Annotated in this window: 19 protein-coding genes; 8 read left to right on the top strand and 11 right to left on the bottom strand. The window is 30.1% G+C overall.

Going from position 1 to position 24,534, the window contains the following annotated elements:
- Positions 1-13: 13 nt before the first annotated feature.
- The 4 genes from rnc to T385_RS0103405 all read right to left on the bottom strand — a co-directional run bounded on the left by rnc (position 14) and on the right by T385_RS0103405 (position 3,750).
- Positions 14-733, bottom strand: coding sequence for a ribonuclease III (gene rnc, locus T385_RS0103420; RefSeq protein WP_084276677.1), 720 nt, complete (start codon positions 731-733; stop codon positions 14-16).
- Positions 733-1,761 (bottom strand): phosphate acyltransferase PlsX, encoded by a 1,029-nt coding sequence (gene plsX / locus T385_RS0103415; protein WP_029906562.1) that lies wholly within the window; start codon positions 1,759-1,761, stop codon positions 733-735. Before plsX ends, rnc begins: the two co-directional genes overlap by 1 nt.
- A 65-nt stretch (positions 1,762-1,826) precedes the next feature.
- Positions 1,827-3,470, bottom strand: a complete 1,644-nt coding sequence (locus T385_RS0103410; RefSeq protein ID WP_029906560.1) for a DAK2 domain-containing protein — start codon at positions 3,468-3,470, stop codon at positions 1,827-1,829.
- Positions 3,457-3,750, bottom strand: a complete 294-nt coding sequence (locus T385_RS0103405) for a hypothetical protein (protein ID WP_029906557.1) — start codon at positions 3,748-3,750, stop codon at positions 3,457-3,459. The genes T385_RS0103410 and T385_RS0103405 overlap by 14 nt, the downstream gene beginning before the upstream one ends.
- A gap of 81 nt (positions 3,751-3,831) precedes the next feature.
- Between T385_RS0103405 and recO the strand changes: the two genes are divergently transcribed.
- The 3 genes from recO (at position 3,832) to T385_RS0103385 (ending at position 6,148) form a co-directional block, all read left to right on the top strand.
- Complete coding sequence (recO, locus tag T385_RS0103400; protein ID WP_029906555.1) at positions 3,832-4,521, top strand: DNA repair protein RecO; 690 nt, start codon at positions 3,832-3,834, stop codon at positions 4,519-4,521.
- A 230-nt stretch (positions 4,522-4,751) separates the two neighbouring features.
- A complete protein-coding gene (locus tag T385_RS0103390) occupies positions 4,752-5,486 on the top strand; it encodes a chromate transporter (RefSeq protein ID WP_220094704.1) in 735 nt (244 codons plus the stop codon).
- The gene (locus T385_RS0103385; RefSeq protein ID WP_169736962.1) at positions 5,486-6,148 is read left to right on the top strand and encodes a chromate transporter; all 663 of its coding nucleotides are present in this window, start codon (positions 5,486-5,488) and stop codon (positions 6,146-6,148) included. Before T385_RS0103390 ends, T385_RS0103385 begins: the two co-directional genes overlap by 1 nt.
- A gap of 53 nt (positions 6,149-6,201) precedes the next feature.
- On the opposite strand, the gene T385_RS0103380 is transcribed toward T385_RS0103385, so the two are convergent.
- Entirely contained in the window at positions 6,202-7,548 is a 1,347-nt protein-coding gene (locus T385_RS0103380; protein WP_029906548.1) for a coiled-coil domain-containing protein, read from the bottom strand.
- 192 nt (positions 7,549-7,740) lie between these two features.
- Between T385_RS0103380 and T385_RS0103375 the strand changes: the two genes are divergently transcribed.
- The 5 genes from T385_RS0103375 to T385_RS0103355 all read left to right on the top strand — a co-directional run bounded on the left by T385_RS0103375 (position 7,741) and on the right by T385_RS0103355 (position 14,428).
- Positions 7,741-8,706 (top strand): bifunctional oligoribonuclease/PAP phosphatase NrnA, encoded by a 966-nt coding sequence (locus T385_RS0103375; RefSeq protein WP_029906547.1) that lies wholly within the window; start codon positions 7,741-7,743, stop codon positions 8,704-8,706.
- 1 nt (position 8,707) lies between these two features.
- A complete protein-coding gene (locus tag T385_RS0103370; RefSeq protein ID WP_029906546.1) occupies positions 8,708-9,682 on the top strand; it encodes a bifunctional oligoribonuclease/PAP phosphatase NrnA in 975 nt (324 codons plus the stop codon).
- Positions 9,683-9,930: 248 nt separating this feature from the next.
- Positions 9,931-11,121, top strand: coding sequence for a phosphopentomutase (locus T385_RS0103365; protein WP_029906545.1), 1,191 nt, complete (start codon positions 9,931-9,933; stop codon positions 11,119-11,121).
- A gap of 133 nt (positions 11,122-11,254) precedes the next feature.
- Entirely contained in the window at positions 11,255-12,100 is an 846-nt protein-coding gene (locus T385_RS0103360; protein ID WP_029906544.1) for an MAGa7180 family putative nuclease, read from the top strand.
- Positions 12,101-14,428 (top strand): UU173 family protein, encoded by a 2,328-nt coding sequence (locus T385_RS0103355; protein ID WP_029906543.1) that lies wholly within the window; start codon positions 12,101-12,103, stop codon positions 14,426-14,428.
- Positions 14,429-14,521: 93 nt separating this feature from the next.
- Here T385_RS0103355 and T385_RS0103350 read toward each other — a convergent pair whose 3' ends face one another.
- The 6 genes from T385_RS0103350 to T385_RS0103325 form a co-directional block, all read right to left on the bottom strand.
- Positions 14,522-15,001, bottom strand: coding sequence for a hypothetical protein (locus T385_RS0103350; protein WP_029906542.1), 480 nt, complete (start codon positions 14,999-15,001; stop codon positions 14,522-14,524).
- Positions 15,001-17,814, bottom strand: a complete 2,814-nt coding sequence (locus T385_RS03765; protein WP_084276676.1) for an ATP-binding cassette domain-containing protein — start codon at positions 17,812-17,814, stop codon at positions 15,001-15,003. The genes T385_RS0103350 and T385_RS03765 overlap by 1 nt, the downstream gene beginning before the upstream one ends.
- On the bottom strand, positions 17,801-18,937 hold the full coding sequence (locus T385_RS0103340) for an ABC transporter ATP-binding protein (protein ID WP_029906540.1): 1,137 nt from the start codon (positions 18,935-18,937) through the stop codon (positions 17,801-17,803). Before T385_RS0103340 ends, T385_RS03765 begins: the two co-directional genes overlap by 14 nt.
- A 56-nt stretch (positions 18,938-18,993) precedes the next feature.
- The gene (locus T385_RS0103335; RefSeq protein WP_029906539.1) at positions 18,994-20,280 is read right to left on the bottom strand and encodes an ABC transporter permease; all 1,287 of its coding nucleotides are present in this window, start codon (positions 20,278-20,280) and stop codon (positions 18,994-18,996) included.
- A gap of 1 nt (position 20,281) precedes the next feature.
- Complete coding sequence (locus tag T385_RS0103330) at positions 20,282-21,343, bottom strand: ABC transporter permease (protein ID WP_245601784.1); 1,062 nt, start codon at positions 21,341-21,343, stop codon at positions 20,282-20,284.
- A 227-nt stretch (positions 21,344-21,570) separates the two neighbouring features.
- Positions 21,571-24,528 (bottom strand): OppA family ABC transporter substrate-binding lipoprotein, encoded by a 2,958-nt coding sequence (locus T385_RS0103325; RefSeq protein ID WP_029906537.1) that lies wholly within the window; start codon positions 24,526-24,528, stop codon positions 21,571-21,573.
- Positions 24,529-24,534 lie beyond the last annotated feature (6 nt).

Genomic DNA, 24,534 nt, shown 5'->3' with positions numbered 1-24,534 from the left:
TTTTTTCTCCATTTTACTTTGAATCTGCTAACTTACGTAAAGCGTCACTAGCGGCGGCCTCTTCAGCATCTAATTTATTTATACCGTAGCCTTCGCCAAAAACTTTATTATCATGCATTGCTTTGCAATAAAAACCTTTATTGGTGTTAACTGTTTGATACACGATAGCTTTGCGTGAAAATGTTTGAATTTCTTCTTGGAATTTAGTTTTAGAATCTTTAAGCTCTATTCCTTCAAAATTAATATCTTTTAAGAGATTTTGCATTAAAAACTTTTTAACAGTTTCAATATTATGATCAAGATAAATTGCGGCAACAAAAGATTCAAAGATATCGGCACCAACTTTTTGAGATTTTAAAATTTCATCTCGCATATTGGAATTAATAGTTCTTAAAAGGTTCTTTAAACCTATACTTTCCGACTGATTATTTAAACTTTTTGTGCCAACCAATCGTGCACGCATTAATGTTAATTGCCCAGGGTCAGTATCATAATATTTGTTAAAAAGGTGTCTTGATGATAAAAATTGTAAGATTGAATCGCCTAAAAATTCAAGTAGCTGATAATCATTTTTATCTTTTTTAGAACGATTTTTGATGTTATTAATTGATGGATGAGTTAAAGCGATTTTATAAAATGAAAAGTTATTGACTTTGATATCATAAGCTTTAAGAAATTCATAAATACGATTGCTAAAATGATCTTTTTCATAAATAGAATCTTTAGTAACCATTAAAATTCCTCCTCACAACTTATGTTTATCTTATGAACTTCATCTTTAATTTGCTCCAAAACATTAGATTCTAAAGCGATTTTGATTTGTTTATAAGCACCTAAAAGTGCTTTACTGTCGCTTGAACCATGCGATTTGATAGCAACACCATTAACACCAATAACTCAGGCTGCACCAACATTTCTATAATCTAACGTCTCTGCAACATCTTTGAAAGCACCCTTCATCATTAAATAGCCAAGCTTACGCATAGTTTTAAGCATAATTTTTTCTTTTAGTAAGTCTTTGAAAGCTAAAAGTGCACCTTCAAGGGATTTTAAAACTAAATTACCACCATAGCCATCAATGATTGCAACATCAGTTTGGCCACGCATTAATTCACGAGGCTCAGCAAAACCCGAATAATTAAAATCATTACGATTATTTTTAATTGCTAATAATTTTTGATGTGCTTTTCTTGTTGTTTCACTACCTTTATAATCTTCAGAGCCAATATTTATAAGTGATATTTTAGGATTATCAATATTTAATAATTTTTTTGCAAATAAGCGAGCTATGATTGCCCACTCAACTAAATAATCGCTTGTAGTTTCAATGTTAGCCCCTACATCGCACATTAGTCATTTTTTACCGTTAATTGCAGGCACAACAGGCATAAAGGCGGCACGCGAAATGTTAGGTAGTCTTTTTAATTTAAATGAGCATAACGCTAAATAAGTGCCACTATCTCCACATGAAAGCACCGCATCAGCTTCATTATTTTTAACTAGTTCAATCGCTTGCGACATCGATGTGTCTTCATGTAATGACTGACGTAAATTTTTTACGTTAGTTGGTACATTTGGATTATTAATTATTTTTATATTTTTTAAAGATTTATTAAAGGCTTCACATGAATATATTTCTGATTCAATGCCTACTAAAATTAAAGTGAAATTTGGGTTTTCTTTAGCAAAAATCATCGATGATTCTATTGCTGGTTTAATTCCATTATCATTACCGTTTATATCAAAAGCTATACGGTACATAAATTCCTTTCTGTAGCTAATTTAAGCCTGCTACAGTATTATTCATTACAAATCAATACTTTGTGCTATTCAAAACTAATGATGAAATTGTAATTTGGCTGTTCGCCAGCCTTAATATCAACTTCAACATCATAAGTGGATTCAACGTAATTTTTAATTAATGTTGCTTCATTTTCAGAAGATTCATTACCATAATAAATAGTAATAACTTCTTTTTCATCCTCGGTTAAAGTCCAATCAATTAACTCTTTAGTTGCATCAATTAAATTATCATTTGAATTTTTAATTACACCATTAAAAATACCGATGTAATCATTTTGTTTAATTTTAACACCGCCAATTTTTGTATCTCTAACTGCTCTAGTAATTTCGCCTGTGTCTACCATTTTAATTGCTTCACGCAATGTATCGACATTATCTTTAGCTGAGGCATCAGGATCAAATGAAAAAATTGCATTAATGCCTTCAACTTGTGAGCGAGATTCAATAACGTAGATTTTTTTATCCTTGATAACTTGTGAAGCCTGTTTTGCGGCCATAAAAACATTTTTATTATTAGGCAAGACGAAAACATTTTTAGCATTTACAAGCTTAATAGCATTAATAATTTCATTCGCAGAAGGATTTTGAGTTTGACCGCTAACAATAATTTGGTCGCATCCTAATTCATTCATAAGTTGAATAAAACCATTTCCTAAGTTGCATGAAACAATTCCGCATTTCTTAGGTTTTGCGCCGTTTGTACTTGGTTGTTCTTTTGAACCTTCCTCGACTGTTTTTTTCTTTGCATCTTCAGCTTGTAAAGACATGTTTTCAGATTTAATTTTGATAAATTCACCATGTTTTTGAGCAATAGTTAACATTTCTCCTGGGCGGATAGTATGACCATGAACTTTTAAGATATTTCCATCATTAACTAGGACAAGCGAAGTGATGCCTTTTTTAGCTAAAACGGCTTCAAAAGCTTTCTTATCAAAATTTTCTGGTTCTCTTAAATCGACTATAAACTCAGTACAATAGCCAAATTCGCCATCATACACTTCATTATTTGAAATAAATTCTGTTACAGCTTCTTGCTCTTTGCTTATTTCAATTGGATTTCCTTTAGCATATGATAACATCCCTGCAATAATGCATTGTAAACCTTCGCCACCACTATCGTTAACGCCAACTTCACGCAGCACTTTTAATTTATTGGGAGTATTGTTGCAACTAATACGAGAATATTTATCTGCTATTTCGAAAAATTCTTCAAAAGTAGTTTCAGAATTAACTTGTTTTTCTAATGCTTCAAAAGTTTCACGAATAACAGTTAAAATTGTTCCTTCAACAGGCTTAATTACTGATGAATAAGCTTTTTTTGATGCCTGAGCAAAAGCACTAACTAATTCAAGCGAATTAACTTCTTTTTTGTTTTCAAAAGCTAAAGCAAAACCTTTAAAAATTTGGCTTAAAATAACACCTGAGTTGCCCCTTGCATCATAAAGCATTTTTTTTGCAATAAAGGCCGAAACAGTTGCTAAATTATCATCACTATTGCCCACTAAGCCTTCGGCGGCTGCACCAATGGTGCTGGCCATATTGGTTCCAGTGTCACCATCAGGCACAGGGAAAACATTAAGAGCATCAATTTTTGCTTTGTTGTTTATTAAATTATTCGCTCCAGATAGGAAATATTTAATTCATTCTTGTCCATTAATTTTGGTCATTAGTTATGCCTCCAATAAATATGTTTAGCTTGCCAATTTTCTCATTTTTTTTCACCAAATTAAAGTTTAATATTTCGCCGATTGAACGAACAATTGCGCGGCAATTAGTACTTTTTAACACTTGAATTGTGGCAATAAAATGTCAGCCGTCATCGATTTTATTACAGAAAAATTTCACATCCCTATGTGGCTTGTTTTCTTCAACTTTCATAATTTTGACTACACCTGGAGTGGCTTCGAGTGCATTTATGAATAGTTCTTGAGCTTGTTCTTGAGTCATATATGCCTTTCATTAAATATAAATACTTATTTAATTCTAACATAATATATAATTTTATTAATAAATAGTTTAAGAGGCATTATGGCGGAAAGTATTATTAAAGGCATCGTTCTAGAAGTGAGTAATTATCCCGAAAATGATAATGAAAGCTTAATAAAACTTTTAACAAAAAAAGGCATATTAAATTTGATTGCTAGCGGGTTAAATAAAGCTCAAAGTAAAAATAAAGCTAATTTATTGCTCGGTTCCTATACTGAAATTGAATATTTCAAAGCACGATTAAGAGGCAAATTTTCTCGTTTAAAAAAAGCTAATGCCTTAATTGTCCCTAATTATGATAACCGTCATAATATTGTTTTAATAACTAAATTATTACGTTTTTTTAATAATTTTGAGTCTTCTTATAACCCTATAGTACAGGCATATTTGACAATTTTGCCATATATGGGTCAGGGCAAAAATCGTTGATTGTTAACTTATGTTTTGGGACAATCTCTTGATTATTTCGGGGCTAAAATTATGAATGATAAATGTGTTGAATGCTTGACCCCCGGTAACCTCTGCGACTTCCAATTTTATAAAGGTGGTTTTTTGTGTGCTGCGCACATGACCAAACGTCGCTGAACTAAAGAATTAAAATCTTATTATTATCTTTTTCATTCCGTAGATGTTTATATGCAAATGGCTAATAGTGAAATTGATGAACAAATCAGACATGAATTAATTGACTTTTTAAAGGAAAATGGTTCAAGCAGATTAGATGGAATGTAATATAAAATATTTGAATATTGGCATTTTTGAAAAAATAATAATAGTAAAATGAAAATTTTGTATTTTTGTTTTTAAAACTTCTATTTTTTTAAACTTTTGAAGAAATTTTGGCTTTGCTTTCAAAAGTTTAATTTTTTTTTGAGTTTTAAAAGAATTTAAAATTAATTATTCTACTAAATGCATTATAAAAAAACACATCTCATTTATAATTGTTTTTAGGAATTATTGTTATGAAATTAAAAGAAAAAAATAAAAAAAATGAGATTAAAGGCCCAAAAAAACCAACTTTTTTAAATGTTTTTGTACTGGTTATGATGGTGACTTTCATTGGTTTTGGTGGCGGCAATGCTTTAATGCCAGTTATTAAGCGATATGTTGTAGATAAGTATCAATGATTAGATGCTGATGAATTTGACAAAAATGTGGTTATTACAAACATGTTGCCTGGCCCAATGGCTATCCAAGCATTAGCTTATATTGCTATTAAATCCTTAGGATTTTGAAAGGGTACACTTGTTGTGTTTTTAGCGGCTATACCTCATGTGGCGGTTGTTGTTGCTTTATATTTTGTTGTTTCAAAACTTTCAAAGGAATACTTAATCGTTATACAAATAGGCGTGCTTACTGCAATAGTGGGGTGCTTAATCGGATTCGCCTGAAACTACTTTAGAAAAGGCGTAAAAGAAAATAAAATCAGTTTGTGGGTAATTACATTTTTAGTTACTCTTGCTTTTTCTCTTTTTGTTCCTACACCATTTAATGTGCCTGTAATTATAATGTTTTTAGTTATTAGTATTTTTACAACATATTATGTAATCGCAAAGAAAAAATGTAAATTCAAAAATGAGTTGAATAATATTGATTCCAAAAAGCCAGTAGCACAGCCTTTTTCGTCAAATAATGAAAATGAAAATATTCAAAATATTTTTCCCGAAACTGACGATTCTAGACAGGAGGTGAAATAATGGCTTTTATCTCTTTATTAGTTTCACTTATTTTAATTGCTTTAGTATCACTTTCGGTTTTTGGTGGCGGCCAAATTTTCATGCCTATTTTCACCTGATTATGAAACTTTTTAAGCTCTAGCTTTGGAATCCAAATCACCGAAGAACAAATAAATAATATTTTTGCAATTTCAAATTCAACACCTGGAATTTTAAGTCCAAAATTTGCAACATTAACAGGTTGATTAATAGCCGAAGGTCAATGATGAGGCTTTATAGCAATGCTTTTAACCTACACCGCTTTTGTGCTCCCCGCAATTTTAATGATGCAGCTAGCTTTAAAATACACTAACAAATTTGAAAATTCTTTATATTTAAAAAAACTTATTAAAGTTATGAATCCAGTGGTTACAGGGATAATTCTAGCATTAGTTATTCAATTATTTATTGGTTTAATTGCCCCACAACTTACTTTTAATAAGTCAATAAGTGAATATTGAAAAATTAATACAGAAGGTGATAAATTAGAATTTTTAAAAGGTTGACGAATGATTGCCCTATATATTTATGTGCCTATAGGGATAATTATAAATTTAATTTTCTATATGAAAAAAGCTCCAATGTTTGGCTTAATTCTAGGAAATGTTGCCTTAGCATTATTAATTTTTCAACCTTGATTATAATTACCTAAAATGTTGTAGCAGAACACTTTTATTAAAAAAAAAACAAAAAACCGTTATGCGGTTTTTTGTTGTTTATTATTTTCTAATTCAATGTTGATTTTATTCAATAATGATTCATCATTAGCTAATTCGGTTTCAGCTTTTTTAATTTCAGCTTCAACTTTTTCAATTTCTTGTTCTACTTTTTTAATAGCGTCATTTAGCTTGTCATATTCTTGAATGAGCATTTCTAATTCTTCTTTAGTTTGTTTAGCGACCTCTAAAACACCATCTGGATCATCGTAAGCCCCTTCGACATATTCTTTACCAACTTCATAAATTTTAGTTGCTTCTGCTAATTCTTCTTTAATTTGTTCAACATTATACTCATCACGATCTTTATCATATTCTTGACCAATATTCATTCATTGATCGTATATTGGTTTAATAATTACAGCTTTTTGTGCTTTATCTAAATCTGACTGTAATTTTTCATATTCTTTAATTTCGTTTTCAACATCAGCTTTATCAAGTTCAAGTGCTTCGATAACAATTTTTACATCAGCAATTTCATCAGCAATTTGTTTTTTGATTTCTTCATCGCTAGTAGCATTTTCTTTAGCTTCTAATTCTTGTAATTCCTTTTGAGCTTCAGCAAGGTTTTTTTCAATTTCTTTTAATTCTTCTTTTGAATTATTAATATCAAATGGGGCTTCGTTATTTTCGGTTGCAATAAATTTATTAATTTCTTCCGTTGCTTTAATTAAAGCTTCATTTAATGATTCGTTTGTTGCACCAGCAGGAACTAATTCATCATATTCTTTTTTAATTTTTTCATATTCTGCAATATTTTCTTCAAGTTCTTCTTTAGTTGATTTAGCAGCTTCATAATCGTCAACTGAAATTTCTTTTTGCACTTCTTTTTGCTTTGTAACGAATTCAATTACTTCTAATCATTCGGCTAATTCTTGTTTGTAAGCTTCAATATCAAAAGTAATTTGATCTTTATCTCCTTCTTCTGGAGCCATAAATTTAGATAAATTATTCTTAGCTTCAGCTAAATCACCTGTAAGTGACTCTTTTTCGGCTTTTTTAGCTTTAATTATAAATTTTGTTTTTTCAATTTTATATGGTAAAGCTTGAGCTAATGATTTTAATGATTCAAGATGTTTAGTATTTAATGTTTCAGTATTTGTATTGTTAGCTTTAATTTGTTCTTCAAGAATAGTGATTTTGTTAGCTAATTCATTATTTTTGTCTTTAACTGTTTCGTTTTCTTTTCGTAATTGGTTAATTTGCTCAGTTTTTTTATTGTTTTGATCTTCTTGGATTTTTGAGTTATTTGCGCATGAAACAGATGCCACTGGTAAAGTTAGCATCGAACCTACACCTAATAACAATTTTATATTTCTATTTTTCATAATTTTTACCTTTCGAACCATATTATTATAATTTATAAATAAAATAAAAAAGAAAAAAGTAAAAATATTAAAGATTAATTATTGGCAAAAAACAGTAACAATTTATAAACTTTTTATAACTTTATTTTTATGCTCCCATCATTAGCGATAAAGTAATATAATTAAAGATACAAAATTATTAAAAGAGGTAATATGCAAATTGGTAATTCAAAAGTAGCTTTAGATGCTATAAAAAAATATGATAATATAATAATTTTTCACCACATTCGCCCTGATGGTGACTGTTTAGGAAGCCAACATGGTTTAGCTGAATTAATTAGGCAAACGTATCCAGAAAAAAACGTTTTTACGCCAGGTGATAATGTTCATACTTTTGACTGAATGAACTATGAATTCAGTGAAAAAGAAAAAATTAATTACAATAATTCGCTTGGTATTGTAGTAGACGCTTCAAGCAGCGACAGAATTCAAGATTCAGATATTTTATTAGCTAAAAAATGTACTGCAACACTTAGAATTGACCATCACCCAAATGGCAGTGATATAGAATATGATTATTTATGGGTTGATGAACATTATGTCGCAGCTGCTGAAATGATTGCACAAATAGCTTATGATGGTCAATTAAAATTGACTAAAAAGGCTGCAGAACACATCTTTTTAGGAATCGTAACTGATTCAGGTCGCTTCATGTATCCTGATACATCAAGTCGAACTCATGCCTTAGTTTCTTACTTATACGAAAAAGGTAATTTAGAGCCAGCATGAATCTTTAAAAATTTACATGCTCGCACTATGCAAGATTTAAAGTTCACAGGCGAAATACTTTCTAATTTCAAACAAAAAGGTAGAGTACTATACTTTTTTGTAACAGATGAAGTAATGAAAAAATATGGTTTTGATAACCTTTATTCTGCAACATTTGTTAATGAATTAGCTAATATTGAAAACAATTCATGCTGAGCTTTCTTCATCCAACTTGAAGATGGAAAAGTTAGAGGGAGATTGCGTTCAAATGGACCTTTAGTTAATACTGTTGCTAAAAAATATGGTGGCGGTGGCCATGATAATGCAGCCGGCATTACAATTAATAGTTGAGACGAAGTTGAAAATGTTTTAGCTGATTTAAATGAAGCTATTAGAATTTGGGAGGCTTAATATGCATGTAGGTTCATGACATGAAATTACAAAAATTATTGAAAAGCACGATTCAATCATCATTTTTCACCATATTCGCCCTGATGGTGACTGTTTAGGAAGTCAATTTGCTCTTAGAGAATTATTGAGGGACAATTATCCAAATAAAAAAGTTTATGCTATAGGTGATAGCAAAGGTCTGTTTTCAAACTTTTTAAACTTTGATTTTGACGCAATTCCAAGTGATGAAATTTGTAGTAAATCATTAGGTGTTATAGTAGATGCTAACTTTAAGGAAAGAATCGAATGTCGTGATGTTTTAGATAAAAATCTATTTTTAGAAACGATCAGAATTGATCACCACCCTAATGATGATGATCTAGATAAATGTACTCGTTGAGTGGAATCCGCAAGAATTGCTGCCGACGAAATGATCACAGAATTAGCTATTCAAAATAACTGAAAAGTTTCTAAAACTGCTGCTCTATATATGTTTTTGGGAATTGTTACTGACTCGGGACGCTTTATGTATAATCAAACTTCACAAAGAACTCACGAATTAGTTGCTTTTCTATACTCGAAAGGTTTAGATGCTGAAAAAGTTTACCAAGGGCTAGCAACAACAAAATTATCAGATTTAAAAATTCAACAAACATTAATGAACTCGTTAAAAACATCGGGTCAAGTAGCATATACAGTAATCACATATAAACAAACACAAGAATTAGGCAAAAGTCCACAACAAGTTTGCCGACCAAATATTATTGCTAACTTAGAAGGATATCCATTTTGAGTGTCATTTAATGAAGAAGAAGATGGTAGAATCAGAGTAGAATATCGTTCAAATGGCCCATGTGTTAGAAATGTTGCAGTCAAATATGGTGGTGGTGGCCACGAAAGAGCAAGCGGAAGCATGCTTCCTAGTTTTGATTTAATCGATGATGTTATTAAAGATTGCAACTTAGAAGTTGAACGCTGACAAGCAGAAACAAAATAATTAAAATCAAATTCTAATTTGATTTTTTTTATTATTTGATCACTCTGAAACTATAAAACCATAGGGTTTTTAGGAAAATGGAAATAAAAAATAAATATTTAAGGTTCTATAAAATATGAAAAAATATACAAAATGGCAATAATTAAAATTCATAAATTTAATAAAAATAAGATATAAAAAATAAATATTAAATATAATTATTTTGTATATTTAAATTCATCTAAATATGAATAAAAAGGAGAAAAAATATGCCTAAATTTAACCGTGTATTTATGCTTGTTACAGATGGTTTAGGTATTGGACCTGACCGCGACCAAGTTGCTTTTGGAGACAAAGGAGCAAACACAATTTTATCAGCATCAAAAAGTGCTAACTTCTTTATTGATAATTGAAAAAAAATAGGTATTGGAAACATTACAACCCTTGAAGGAAACTATCATGTTCGCAAACCTTTAGGATATGTAACAAGAGTACAAGAAGTATCAAATGCTAAAGATACACTAGCTGGACACTGAGAAATGATGGGAATCAAAACTCATGTGCCATTTCCTACATTTGCTGAAAACGGCTTCCCTGCAGACTTAATCGCTGAATTAGAGAAGGCTTTTGATGGTAGAAAAATCATTTGTAATAAAGCTGGTTCAGGTACAGATATTATCGATGAATACGCTGCTGAACAACAAGCTAATGGTTCTATCATCGTCTACACCTCAATGGACTCGGTTTTACAAATCGCTGCCCATGAAGAATGAATTGGTTTAGAAAATCTTTATTGCTACGGAAAAGCGGCACGTCAAATTTGTTCATCTAAGCCAGAATGAAACGTAGGTAGAATTATTGTTCGTCCATTTATTACAGATGAAAATGGCAAATATAAACGTACATTTAACCGTCATGACTATGCTAACCAACCACGTGAAATGATTTTAAACGAATTACAAAAAAAAGGTGTTGAAGTGGTAGCTATTGGTAAAATCAATGACATCTATGTTGGCCAGGGAATCAGTAGAGCAATTCACTCTGATGGCGATGGTCATGGTCTTGATTTAACAATCCAAGAAGCTTTAAAAGATACTAAAAATCAATTTGTATTCACCAACTTAGTGCAATTTGACTCACACTATGGACACCGCCGTGATGTTGATGGTTATGCCGCTAATATTGCCTTATTAGATACCAAATTAGGCAAATTAATGAACGTAATGAAGGAAGACGATTTATTAATCATGACTTCAGACCATGGTAATGATCCTCTTTACCCTGGATTTAACCACACACGAGAATTATTACCTTTAACAATTTACTCGAAAGCATTCAAAGATCCTAAAGTTTTACCTGATGTCATGGGATTAGGAACTAGTGGAAACATTATAGCCAGAAATTTTGGTGTTGATATTGTTGAAGAAACTGGTGACGATATCTTCGATCAATTAGTTTAATTAAAAAATAATAGTCACTGAATGTGGCTTTTATTTTTTAATTGATTTAAATTATTAAAAAAACATACTAATTCTTAAGAAAAATAAGAATTATCTTTATAATTAATAATATATTATTAATTATAGGGGAATTATGGCAAAAAGAAAAGTATATAACTGTTCAGAATATATATTAGATGAAGAAAAACAAATATTAATTTTGAGCAAAGACTATCATCGATTATTATTAGGGGATAATAAATTTAGTAAATTTAAAAAATTTGGTGGTTCATCAATTGGGAATATTTTACTAACTGATAATTTTAAATCACACTTTAGCGCATTTTTACATATGGCAAGGTTAGGTTTGCCTGTTTTACAACGCAAGTATGTAAATGCAGGTATAGCTTTAGAGCCAAAAATTTTTGATTTATTACATCATGAATTTCCGAATTTAGACATTCAGCATATTGAAGCAGAAAAAGTAAATTATGACTACTTTTCAGATAAGCACAAAATTTTAGGTGGTGTACCTGATGGTTTAGTGCCATCAAAAAAAATGGTTTTAGAAATGAAAACTGTACAGGAAAAATCATTACCAAAATGATTAGAAAACGATGGTGAAAACGTACCAACAGATTACCGTAAACAAGCACAATTATATGCATATTTGCTAGGATATAATCAATATTCAATTGTAGCACTATTTTTAAAACCTGAAGATTATGAACATCCAGAATACCTGGATATCACAACAAGGGAAATTCGCCAATTTAGGTATAAAACAGACATTTCAGTCGCAAAAGATGATATTGATAAAATCATAAAATTTTATAATTATTATTCGCAAAGCGGAATATCTCCTCAATATTCAGCCATAGTAAATCGTGATGAAATCGATTATTTAAGATGTCATAATCGTGATGAATGAGAATCATTATTTAATCATTGAAAAGCACTTGGCAAAATCGATAAAGAAATTTCGTTTGATGAGGTATAAATGGCCGGAAAAATTATAAATATAACTAGTAAAATTTTAGCCAAATCATACGCTGACCAAGATTATTTTATATGAAACGATGATAATGAATTACCACAAGAAGACATAAATGGTTTTAAGCTATACACTGATAAATTTAATGATGCTAACGAAAATAAAATTAGCCATAATATATCTGATTTATTTTCTTATAATAATGAAGAAGATGAAGAAGATGAAGAAGAAAAAGACGCAAGTGAAGTCTCCTACGAGACAATTCAAAAAATAATTCAAGAAGAGTCAAAAAACGCTGGAATCTATTGAAATTATGCTCGTGATAACAAAACAATGTTTATGGAAGCTCAAAATCAACTAAATCAGCACCTCAAAAAAAATTTATTTAATAATTCACCAAAAGTACAGTACTACACTGGAATTGTTCCTATAGAAGCGCAAAAAAAATATTTTGATGAACTAAATAAAATATTAAGCGACACAAAATATGACTATTTAGTTAACCCAACTTTTTTCTATCCTTATTATAATGACCAAAATAATAATGAATTTTGACTAAAAGCCTCTGTTTTAGCATATGATAAGCTTAACAAAATAGTGTATTTAGGGAAACTTTCTGCATCAACTAAAAGAACCGATTATCTAAATTCATTCTTTGTTTATAATGTTTTAAAATTATCTAAAATACCTGTAAAAAAGATAAAAATAGTTACAATTGATGGGGAAAATTGTCACAAAAATGAATTGGTATTCCAAGAAGCTGAAGGTTCCAATTCGTCAAAAGATAAAAGTAAAGCCAAGTATGTTCATCCACATATTAATAGCGGAAAAATATTTGAATATATGACATTCAAAGATAGCAATAATATAGAAAGCTCCGCGCGTATTATAAATATCATTCAGTCAGATTATTGCATTAAAAATCCAAGATTTAAAAGCAAAGAGATAAAAGACTTATTAAATTCAGCCCCTTATTTAGAAGAAAATAATCATATTTTTTCTATTGATGATGCACTCTTATGCGCTAATGAATTATCCTGTGATGTAGAATTGCCTTTTATTAACTTTGAAAAAACTATTTCAAAAATAATTAATGCTTTTTTTATTGAAAAGCCAATTTATTCAAAAATAAAAAATGGAAATCTTGAATTGGATTTAGAATTGCCGCCAACTAAAAAATGAAATAATAGTCAATCTAATAAACTAATAGCAAAAACATATGCAGATGGTCGAACCTGGTCAGGAACAAGCACTTGAAAAGTTAATTCAATATTAAATGAAGTTAACCATGCTACCGTAACTAATTACATTGAAAAAATTGACGAATATCTGGCTATACCAAATTTTTTTACTTTAGAATCAATTCGCCTCTTATCATTATTACACCGTAAAAACCAGCTAATTGTTTGATACGATTATGAAGGATTAGCTACTTTAATACCAATTTTTGAAGGAATTAAGCCTTATTTACAAGTAACACCTCAAGTTTCAATAATAAAAACGATTAATGGCAAAATAATTGAAAAGGAAAATATAATCAAAGATCCACTAAATATCCAATTAATAGATATAATTGATGTTGTTTTATCAGTTTATGATCCAAAAGCATCATTTTACGTTGTTTTTAATCAATCTTATGAAAATTCTAGAAATCGAGAACTATTAAATTACATTAGGGCTGCTTATGCAAATAATGACAAAGAATTTATAACCAAATTTGAAGAAAGAGGTTTGTCTGAATTAAAATTTGAAGCAATTGTGCAAGAAATAAAAGCCAAAAGCTTCGACTTGCTTGATTTTTTCAAAGTATCCGCAAATGATTCTGGTGATTTAGAAGTTTTTTATACTAACTTCATCAAAAATTTCTCTTATAATCACACCTTAGATGGCATTAAAGCTAATATAAATGAACCTCGTAAATTAAAGATCGTACAAAATTTTCCGAAAATTAATATTTATTGCCAATTCCTAAAGGGCTTTAGCAGCATTAAAAAAATCGAAAAATTGATTTCAGAAAATAATTTTAAATCATTTTATCCTTTTAAAAAATATCAGGATTTAGAAGTTAAAAACGGATCAATGGCTTTAGAAATAATTTTAAATCGTAATCTAGGAAAAATTGGTGATGAACATTGAAAAGTTAAAAGTGAAAAGCTAAAAGAATATTGTGAAAATGATGTTTTATCAATGCTTGTTGTTTTCGATTTTATTGAATCATTAATTAAAAATACTTTCCCAGAAATTGAAGACTATAAATATCAGATTGAGGAAAATCAAATTTATATTTATGATAAATCAAGTTCTAAGATAATACCTATTGATATCAATTCATAATAAACATTTTTATTAAGAATTTTACTTTTAAGCCTGTATTACAGGTTTAAAGGTAAAAAAATAAAAAAATCTCGTTAAATATTAACGAGGTTTTTATTTCATCGCAAAATAAATTATTAGAGCAATTAAGCATAAAACTACACCAATTAAAAGCATGTAATAGTAAATTAAATTATTACGTGGTGTATTTGCATTAATTTCTTTTTGTTTAACTAATCTTTCATATTCTTTTTCTCAAGCAACAATATTTTCTGTTTTTCTTATTGTTGATGATTTATATCTTTCTGATTCAATTTTATTTTTAAGTGTGTCAATTCTTCGATTTTCACGGGCCTTAAAAATTGTGCTGCCTAGACCGTTTAAAAAAGAAGGAAGAACAATTGAATAACAACATAAAGTTACACCTGGTGCAAAAAATGTGTTACTCAAAACAATTGCTTTAGAAAGACCAAATTTAAATGTTGCCACAAAAAAGTAGATAACACCAATTAGTAAAGAAATACTTAAAACAACTAAAAAATGAATTAATTTATTTTTGCTAAAGCCTTGATAATAATATTCTCGGAGGTTCATTATTTAACAGGCTTTCTCTTAGCTTTTGTTTTTTGATATCATTTAGCAACAATATCGTTTTTTCTTCTGTTTTTATAGTGACCAGATAATGATTCAATGTCGACTACTTTTTTTGTTTCCTCTTTAACACTAGCATTTTTTGCTTTTGATTTTTTAACCGGTTCAACAGTTTGTTTAGTAGATAAGCTTGAATCTTTATCATGAGCTTGAATTGTTTCTTTTGATGTTTTAGTTAAAGATTCATCATTTTTATTAAGATTTTCTGCTGATTTTTTAATATTGTCTTTTGCTAATAAATCTAAGTTATTTATCTTTTCGTGATCGATAACTTGTGTGTATTGAATATCTAATGGGATTTCTTCTAAGCCATCAAAAGCTTCATGGTTAATGATGCTTGATTTTGTGTCTTGTTGCGAATTTTGTTTTTCTACAGTACTTTTAGCTACAGAAACAGGATTTAGTGATGCGTCATTAGCACATCATTTTTTAACTTGTTCATCAGTTCCATAAATATAGTGATCATCTTCGATTTGATACATTGTTGGCACATTTGGATATTGTTGACCTTTAAGGTATTCAATTTCGAAATTGATGTTTGTAAATTTTTCATTTGAGTTTGAAATCTTAGGAATTGCTTTGAATAAGTTAATTGTATATGGGTGCGTTGGGTGTGCATAAACTTTGGCTGTGTCGCCACTTTCAACAATTTTACCCAAGTGCATTATTTGAACTCTATTAGCGATATATTCAACCATTGATAAGTCATGGGCAATGAAAATTAAACCAATATTTTTTTGCTCACATAAATCTTTTAACAAGTTAACAACTTGCGCTTGGATAGAAATATCAAGCGAAGCAATAGGTTCATCAGCAACAATAACTTTAGGTTGTGTAATTAAAGCACGAGCTATAACAATTCTTTGACGTTGTCCTCCCGAGAATTCATGAGGATAACGATAAGCAAACTGTTTTAATAATCCAACATCTTCTAAAGCTTTGTAAATTGTTGTTTTTGTTAATAAGCTTGAAATTTTATGCTTGATGCAGAAATTAAATTTCTTGCTAGTGTATTTGGTTGGATTTTTTTCATTAAAAGCGATACCTAATAAGCTTTTTATTGAACGGATATCTCTTCGTAAGAATTTGGTTTCAATATCAAACGATTTAAGAGTTTGTCATTTTGATGAAATTTTAGAATGGAATAAAGAGATTTGCTTCTTTAAATCTGCTTTTTCGTTTGCATTAGTTAATTTACTTAATTTGTCTTTTAGCACTGTAAAGAAGCTTTTTTGAACAATTTCAAAAAGTTGATTAGCTTTAGTTTTCATTTGCACTAATTCTAAATATAAATTATAAGCATCACTAGTTTTTTGAGCTAATTGACTAATAGTATTTTTATATTCTAAGAAAAAGGCAGCTAAATTTTCTCTATTAATTCTATAAGCTTCTTCATAAGTTTTTTTGTATGTTTCTAGTTGTTCTTGTGTGTATGAAGGCTTAATTGATTTATCTTTGATTATTTTTTCATATGAAGCAATTTGAGATTTATATGCGTTTAATTTATTTTTGTAAGCTAGTTCATTTTCAATTGATAATTGTTCAGCTTTTGAAGAATCGAACTTAAATTGTTTACGGATAATTTCTTTAAGTTGACGCTTAATTTTTGGACTATATTCAACATCAATGAAATAATCTTGGTAAAATGAAGACGCATAAGCTACTAATTGATCAACTGTATCGCGAGCTTCACGATAAGTTAAATATTTGCATTTTAAGGCAAGTTTTTTAACTTCCTCGCGTAGTTTTTCTTTTAAAATAATTTGTTTAATATGGTGGGTATGAGTATCTAAATCATAAGTCATTAAAGCAGCAACATATGAAATACGTTTGTCGTTTTTAAATTCTGAAGCAAAGTTACGGAAAGTGTTTTTGTTGCTAATCATACTTTCACGTTGTTCTTGCTTAAAGTTCATTAACTCTGCTTTAGCTAATTTCAATTTTTTTTGAGCTTCATATTGTTCAATTGACATTACTACTAATTTTTGAGCTTTTTTATAATCGGCTAAAGCATTAACCATGGCACTTTCATCGTATTCTAAGTTGTTGTCGCGATAATCTTGTTGTTTTTCATAGTAAAAATTAATAAGATTATCGGTATTACGATACATATTATTAACAATGATACTTTCCATATCCTGTTTTTCTTCTAAGTAGCCAAAAAAGTTATTAAAGTTATCTTCTAGAGTTAACGAATCATCATATTCATAGCCTTTTAGACGTTCGATTCATTCTGGGAAAAATTCTTTTGATACCGAGTTGATAGTTTCTCAGTTTTGTAAAGTTAGATTTAAATAGCGTTCTTGGAAAGTATAATAGAACATTTTTTTAACATCTTTTCAGTCGCTAAAAATATCTTTAATGCGTTCACGGATAATACCGTTAACAATTAATGGTTCTTTTAAAGTTGAGAAAATATTTTTTTGACCATTTAAAGAAGCATGCGGATCTTGGAAGATCATTTGAATATTGCGACGTAAATATCTTGTATCACGTTGAGAGATGCTTTTACCTGAAATTACTTTACCATTAAGTGTTACGAAGCCGTTAAAATCATCATATAAACGCAATAATGAACGACCCACTGTGGTTTTACCTGAGCCTGATTCACCGATAAGACCGACAATTTCGCCTTCGTATAGGTTAAAAGAGATATTATCAACAGCTTTATTTACGATGCTTCCGTTATGGAAGTATTTTTTTAAGCCTTGAATTTCGATGATTGGTTCTTTTTGTTTGTCATTATTTTGCATCATCTTTAAATGCCTTTCTAAAGCTATCGATTCTAACTTTTAATTCATGTGAATATTCGATTTTTGGAGCATCAGGGTGTAATAGTCAAGTTGCAGCTTTATGGTGTGAATTAACTTCGATAAGAGGTGGTTCTTTGTAAAAATCAATTTCTAAAGCGTATTCATTACGTGGAGCAAAAGGATCACCTAAAGGTAAGTTTTCCATATCCGGAGGTGTACCTTTAATGTTGTAAAGTCTTTCTTGCGAGGTTTCAGGAATAGCTGAGATTAAAGCTCATGTGTATGGGTGTCTTGGGTCAGTGAAAATATCTTTTCTGGTGCCCCGTTCAACAATTTTTCCGGCATACATTACATAAATATAATCACAGAATTTAGCTACAACGCTAATGTTGTGGCTAATTAAAATGATACTAATGTTCATTTTGCTTCTAATTTGTTCAAATAAAGCTAATACTGAGGCTTGAACAGTTGGGTCAAGTGCTGTGGTTGGTTCGTCAGCAATAATTAATTTAGGATTTAAAGCAACAACCATAGTAATAACTACCCGTTGCTTCATACCACCACTAAGAGTATGAGGATATCGTTCAAAAACATCCTTAGCATCACGAATACCAAATTTTTCTAATAAGCCTATTAAATAGTCTTTTTTCTCTTTAAGGGGTTTATTTTTTCAGTCTTTATTGATGTTTAAAGCATCAAGCAATTGCTTACCAATTTTTCTTGTTGGGTTTAAGCTTGTTAAAGGATCTTGTGGAATATAGCCAATGTATTGTCCACGAATTTTTTGTCAGTCTTTTTCTTTCTTAATTTTAGTTAAATCAATATCAAGAATTTGCATTTGGTCCGCAACCATGGTTGCTCCTTCGTTAACATTGATTAATGATTTACTGGTAACACTTTTGCCTGATCCACTTTCACCAACAAGGCCAACAATTTGGCCTTGTTGGATGTCTAAATCTAAGCCACGAACAATCCGAATAAAATTTTTGCGTCCGTTTTTAAAGTCAACACGTAAATTTCTAACTGTTAATAATTTGCCTTCTTTTAATGGTTCGGCAATCAAGCGAGCTGGAATATGTCTACTTTTAGCTTCTTCAGAAATATTAATTGTTTTATTTTCTTGCATAATTATTCTTTCTTTTTTTTACTACGTAGTTAGTTTTTTTTAGTTTAAAGTAAGTGTTATTTTTTAAGCTTAATAACTTTTGGATCAAGGGCATCGTGTAAGCCAATTGCAATAAATTGCATCGTTAAGCTAATTGTTACTAAAATTAAGATTGGAAGAGCTAAAATTCATGGGTTAGTGCCAGCACTACCTGAGTTTTCTTGAATAAATTGCCCTAAGTTATTTGATCCTTCACCTTTGAAAAATCCTAAGAATGCTAATGAAGCAACAGAAAGGATAATACTTGGGATACGACGAACATAGAACATTGCAATTTTACCCATGATAGCAGGTAATGCGTGGATAAAGATTTGACGGCTAGTTTTAGCACCGATACTTCTAGAAGCTGTAATGTATTCTTCGTCTTTCACGGTAATAATGTATAAACGAGTAACACCAATTGGACCCGTTCAGCCTGTAAAAATTAAGGCAGCGAATAAAACCCATAGGTTTGAACCGCCAATACTTACGAACATTAAAATTCAAATAATTGATGGTGGAGCTTGGAAAATTTCGATGACACGCATCATGACGCTATCGATTCATTTACCGGTGTGAAAACCTAAGTATGCACCAACAGCTACACCAATAATCATTTCAATTGTTGCAACTGAGAAAGCTAACATTAAACTTTCTAAGGTACCAGCTCAAATTGTTGTTCAAATATCTTTACCAAGCTGGTTAGTTCCTAATAAAGTGTAAATTCTTGGTGTTTTTTGGATAAAATCAGCAACTAAATCAGGAGTTATTAAAAGAGCTTGTAGATTTTCAAAACCTTCAGCGTCTAAGTTTAGCCCTCAAGCTTGAACTAATTCATTAGCTAGTTTACGACCTTCTTGTTGAGTTAATTCGTAAATTCTGTTGGCAAATAAAATGTCACGATAGTGTCCTCATTTATTAAGACCGACCTGATCAATTTTTACGCTATCTCATAGTGCAGCATAACTTGGATTCTTTTTAATTAATTCTATGTTTCTCAAAAGACGATCATCATTGATAATATTATAATCACGGTCAACACTAGGGATTGATTTTACCGATGAATAAGTTCCATTGTAAATCTCTTTTCCTGGTTCGTGAATTGATGTATATCTAAAAATCAAAGCAGCAATAATTAGTGAAATTAAAATAATTGTGGAAATTAAAACAGCAGGGTTTTTAAAAAATCTTTTAATGATTTCAACGGCTAAAACTTTTGGTTTACCGCCTAAGCTTGATGAAAGTTGGCGTTCTTTAGCTAAATGAATTCTAACGATATTTTTTTCTGAAAGCTGATACTTGCGGTTAAATTCTGAAGAATTCATATTATTTGCCTCCTTCCATAGTTAATTTTTGAGCCTGTAGCTCTTTATATTGTTGTTTACGATATTTTTTAGCTTTTAAAATTGTAAAGATATTAATACCACTTGAAGCTTGGTATTTAATTCTAGGGTCAATTAGAACATATGATACATCGACCAAAATGTCTGTAAATAAGCTTAAAGAGGTGAAGAAGAAGATGTTAAACATAACAATATTGATTTCAGCATTTGGAAAAGCTTGAACAATAACTGTTGATGTACCTTGAATTCCTCAGAATGTTTCAATAATTAAACTACCACTTAATAATCCAATGTATGAAGGGAGTATAATTGCCGAAAGAGGAATTGAAATATTTCTAAAAACATATTTGAAAAAGACGCTTGTTTTTGACAATCCTTTTGCTTTAGCGATTAAAATATAGTTACTTGTTAAAACAGTAACAACTTGGTTACGTGCATACATTGTGTACACAGCTAAAGATGAAAAAGTTATTGTTACAATGGCTGGAATTAAACTTAAAATTGTTTTTCCTCAGCTTGAGCCGACATCTTCAGGATATCTAAAAATAATGTCAAAACCAATTCTACGTGAAATATTTAAGATAATTGGTGCCATAATAAAACTTGGTATAGCAATAAAAATTAAGATAAAAATATTAATAATTGTATCTCAAATTGTTCCCCGTTTGTAACCAGCGAAAATACCTAAAATAGTACCTAAAATTGAACTCAAAATAAAGCCTGGCAATGAAACTAAAATTGTTCATCTAATTGGATAAAAGAACAATTCAGGAATGGTTTTATAGTTAGCTGTTTCATTGTAAATTACACCAAATGGATGTTCTTTATCAAAGAATGACTTTACATATCCTCAAAAAGCAACGTGAAGAGGAGTTTCACGATACTGATTTATTTTGTTTTGGATAGCAGCAATTTCATGTTGTTTTAAACCTGGCTTTAGTAGTTGCTTATCGTATGGCGTATCTGCAAAAAGAAATATCATAACATAAGCAAAAACTAAAATTATCAGCAGTGTCAGGATCGCTAACCCCAAACGCTTCAGCATATATCTGATCATTATTACCTCTCTTATAAATCTAAACTATTTATATAAATATCTCTTAATATTATAAAGTATTAATATATTATTCAAAGAATGATAATAATAAAAATTGTTCCCAATAATACTGCACTACAGTTATTTTGGGAACAATTTAATATTTTTTTATATTTTTATATTTTTTCGTATTGTTAACTTTAAAGCTGTAGTACAGCTAATTTGGGAACAAAATACTAGATTAGGATGATATCTTGGAATCATAATCCATTTTCACCGGTGTCAGCTCTTAACATTGTTGGAGCAAGTAAAACTGGTGAAAAGGTTTCTTTTAAAACATTCTTTTCATTGTCATAATTAGTTATACCGATTCAGTGTGCTAATTGTTTAGTTAATTCAATGTTTTTAGCGTTTGTTTGATTACGTGCATAAGTTAATAGGAATTGAGCTCTAATTGTACCTAAATCAGTAGCAGTATTAGCTTTTTCACTGATTACGTATTTGTTTTCCTTTTTCTCGATGTGTACAAAGTTGTCACTGATTGTACCTACAACGTGAATTGGCATATTTTTTCAGTTAACTGGTTTTAATTCTTCAGGCACAACAAATAATTTATCATTTGAAGCTGTAGCTGCTGAGTTATCATCAATGTATTTTGAAAATGCTTTTGCTAATTCTACAACTTCAGGGAATGAAGCTTTTAATTTGTTTTGTGCAACTTCATCATGAGCTAATAATCCTAATGCACCAATACCAGCAGAAACATTAATCATACCATCTCATGATGAACCAATGTTGTCAACGTCATTGCCTCATCCAGCAGCAGTTACTCAAGCCTTATTGTAGAATAATGAGGCATAAATCTTTGGAATTTCATTTTTGCCATATTTTTCATATTTAATATCTAATCTACTATCTAATTGGTTTAATGTCTCAACTAATTTTTTACTTTCTGTTTCAAAGCTTATTGGCCCTCAGTTTGTGTAACGGTGAATTAGTGAGAATTCGATTTTTTCAGTAGCTGGAATGTTATATGTTCGATAAACTTGATCAAGTAGTTGTTTCATTGCACTCTTAAGCTCTTCAAACATTGGTGATTTATAAGCTCCATCACCTGAAGTTTGTGAAATAGCGTCTGTAGCATCTTTAACAGATACCTCAGTTTTGTTATTTTTATCTTTGACTTTGTTTATGTCTTTATCTACTGCATAGACACTATTTAATGTGTCATAGTAATCAATTGGGGTCTTTTTATCTGAGTTAAGTGCATCAGTTCCACCGATTTGTCCATCTTGTGGTACATAAACTAATCATGGTCTGGTTTTGCTTGAGTATAGTTGGTTAGTAAAGTGTGCATGGTTTAGCGCTGCACCGATAATTGTTCTAAAGACTAAACCTGTTCCTGCATATGATGTGCTTAAAATTGAAGCCGCTTTTTGATCTTGAACTTTAGTTAATTCTTCTTTTGAAACACCATACATTAATTTTGCGAAGTTATCGTTGTATCATTCAAGGTTTTCGGCTGTAGTTTCTGTTGCGTCAAATGATGGTAATAATTGTGGTGTTAACTCAGTTCTTAATTTGTTAGTATTGTATTCTTTAGCATAGCTTAATCCATAAACTTCTGGGTTTTGTTTAACTTCATTTTCAGCTGATGCTTCTAATTGTGAAAATTGTACTGAAGCTAATCTACCGCTTATGAATTCTTGATATAAAGTTGTTTTAATTTGACTGTCGTCAATTTTTTTGTAAGCTAAGACAATCTTATTAATTCCAGTTTGTTTTAAACCACCAGATTTAGTGTTATTTACAAATAATTTGTCGTAGTAGTTAGGGTTTTTTTCTAAAGTTACTTCGCCATTTTTCTTGTAGCCTTTGTATAGATATGGGCCGACACCTAAAACACCTTCATTAGATACACCATATCAGTAAATACCAGAAGTTCTTAATGGGTTATTCTTCTCTAAAAGCCTAATTTTATCTTTTAATTCTTGTGTAATTTGTTCTTTAGATTTGCCACCTGTTTTATCAGATTCAAAAGGTTTAACTATTCATTGTTCTTTTTCATCTAATTCTTTAATGTATTTTGATGGTGCAGGTACAAATTCATATCCTGATGCAATGATATTTGTAATTAAGTCATATCATAAAGCTGATTGACTAGCCGCTGTTTTTTCGAACGTTACAGCTGACTGACCTTGATATTCTGAAACAAATGTTTCTTTTTTATCAAATTTATCAGCATCTACACCATAAAGTGCATATAAATATTTGTTAGGGTATCTTCTTTGTGATGTAAAGTAATTTGTACCCTCTGATGCTGTTAATGCTGCTGCTTCATCAATTTCAGTATAAAGTACTTCTGTTTCTTTTCCATCCTTACCCTTAACTTTTTTCGTTTTAACTGAGCCTGCTGGTAAGTCTTTTCAACGTCTTTGGCTTGTTAAATAGTTAGTTCTTAATCATGAGATCCAGAAATCTTCACCATTAACAGTATAATTTGTTTTTTCGCCATTTTGTTTGCTTCAGAAAACATCTTTACGGATTGCAAATTGAACTTTAGTTGCTTTTTTTAAGGATTCTAAGAAATTTTCCGAGTTAACACTATTTTTATTAGTAGAATAAGCTTTATATCTAGTGTTATTATAGTATTTTCCATCTTTATCAGGTTTTGGATATGTATCAACATCATCTTGGTCAAATACATGCTCCTTGCCATCAACGGTAACAATAATTTTGTCAGCTAATTCTAATTTAAGGCGGTTAAGTGAAGGATATTTAATTTCTTTCTTGCCATTTTCCTCCATCACGTGTGGCCTACCGATACTTTCGATTCTGACTAATCCTGACACTAAAGCGTCTTCAGGTATATTTAATAATGAACCATAGGCTGCTGATTTATCGATTTCATATGATTTTTCTGAATATTCAGTGCTGTAAAGTGCACGAAAAATTCCTTCATCTGCGAAATCGGTAGCAATTTTATTTGCTTTCTTAGCAGATTCCCTTTCAACAGCAAATGATTCAATTAATTTTTTAGAAACCTCACCTTTGAAGCCTCTAGCTTCTATTTCATTAGTAATTTCACTTAATTCAACATCTTTCTTTTGTTTTGGACCACAGCTTACTACTAAAGCAACTGAAGTAAGAGTGGATACTGCTGTCATTGACAGTAAAACTTTTTTTAATTTCATATTTTC

The sequence above is a fragment of the Mycoplasmopsis opalescens ATCC 27921 genome, assembly GCF_000712185.1.
Classification (GTDB): Bacteria; Bacillota_I; Bacilli_A; order Mycoplasmatales; family Metamycoplasmataceae; genus Mycoplasmopsis; species Mycoplasmopsis opalescens.
This window is presented reverse-complemented; position numbering and strand designations above follow the sequence as displayed.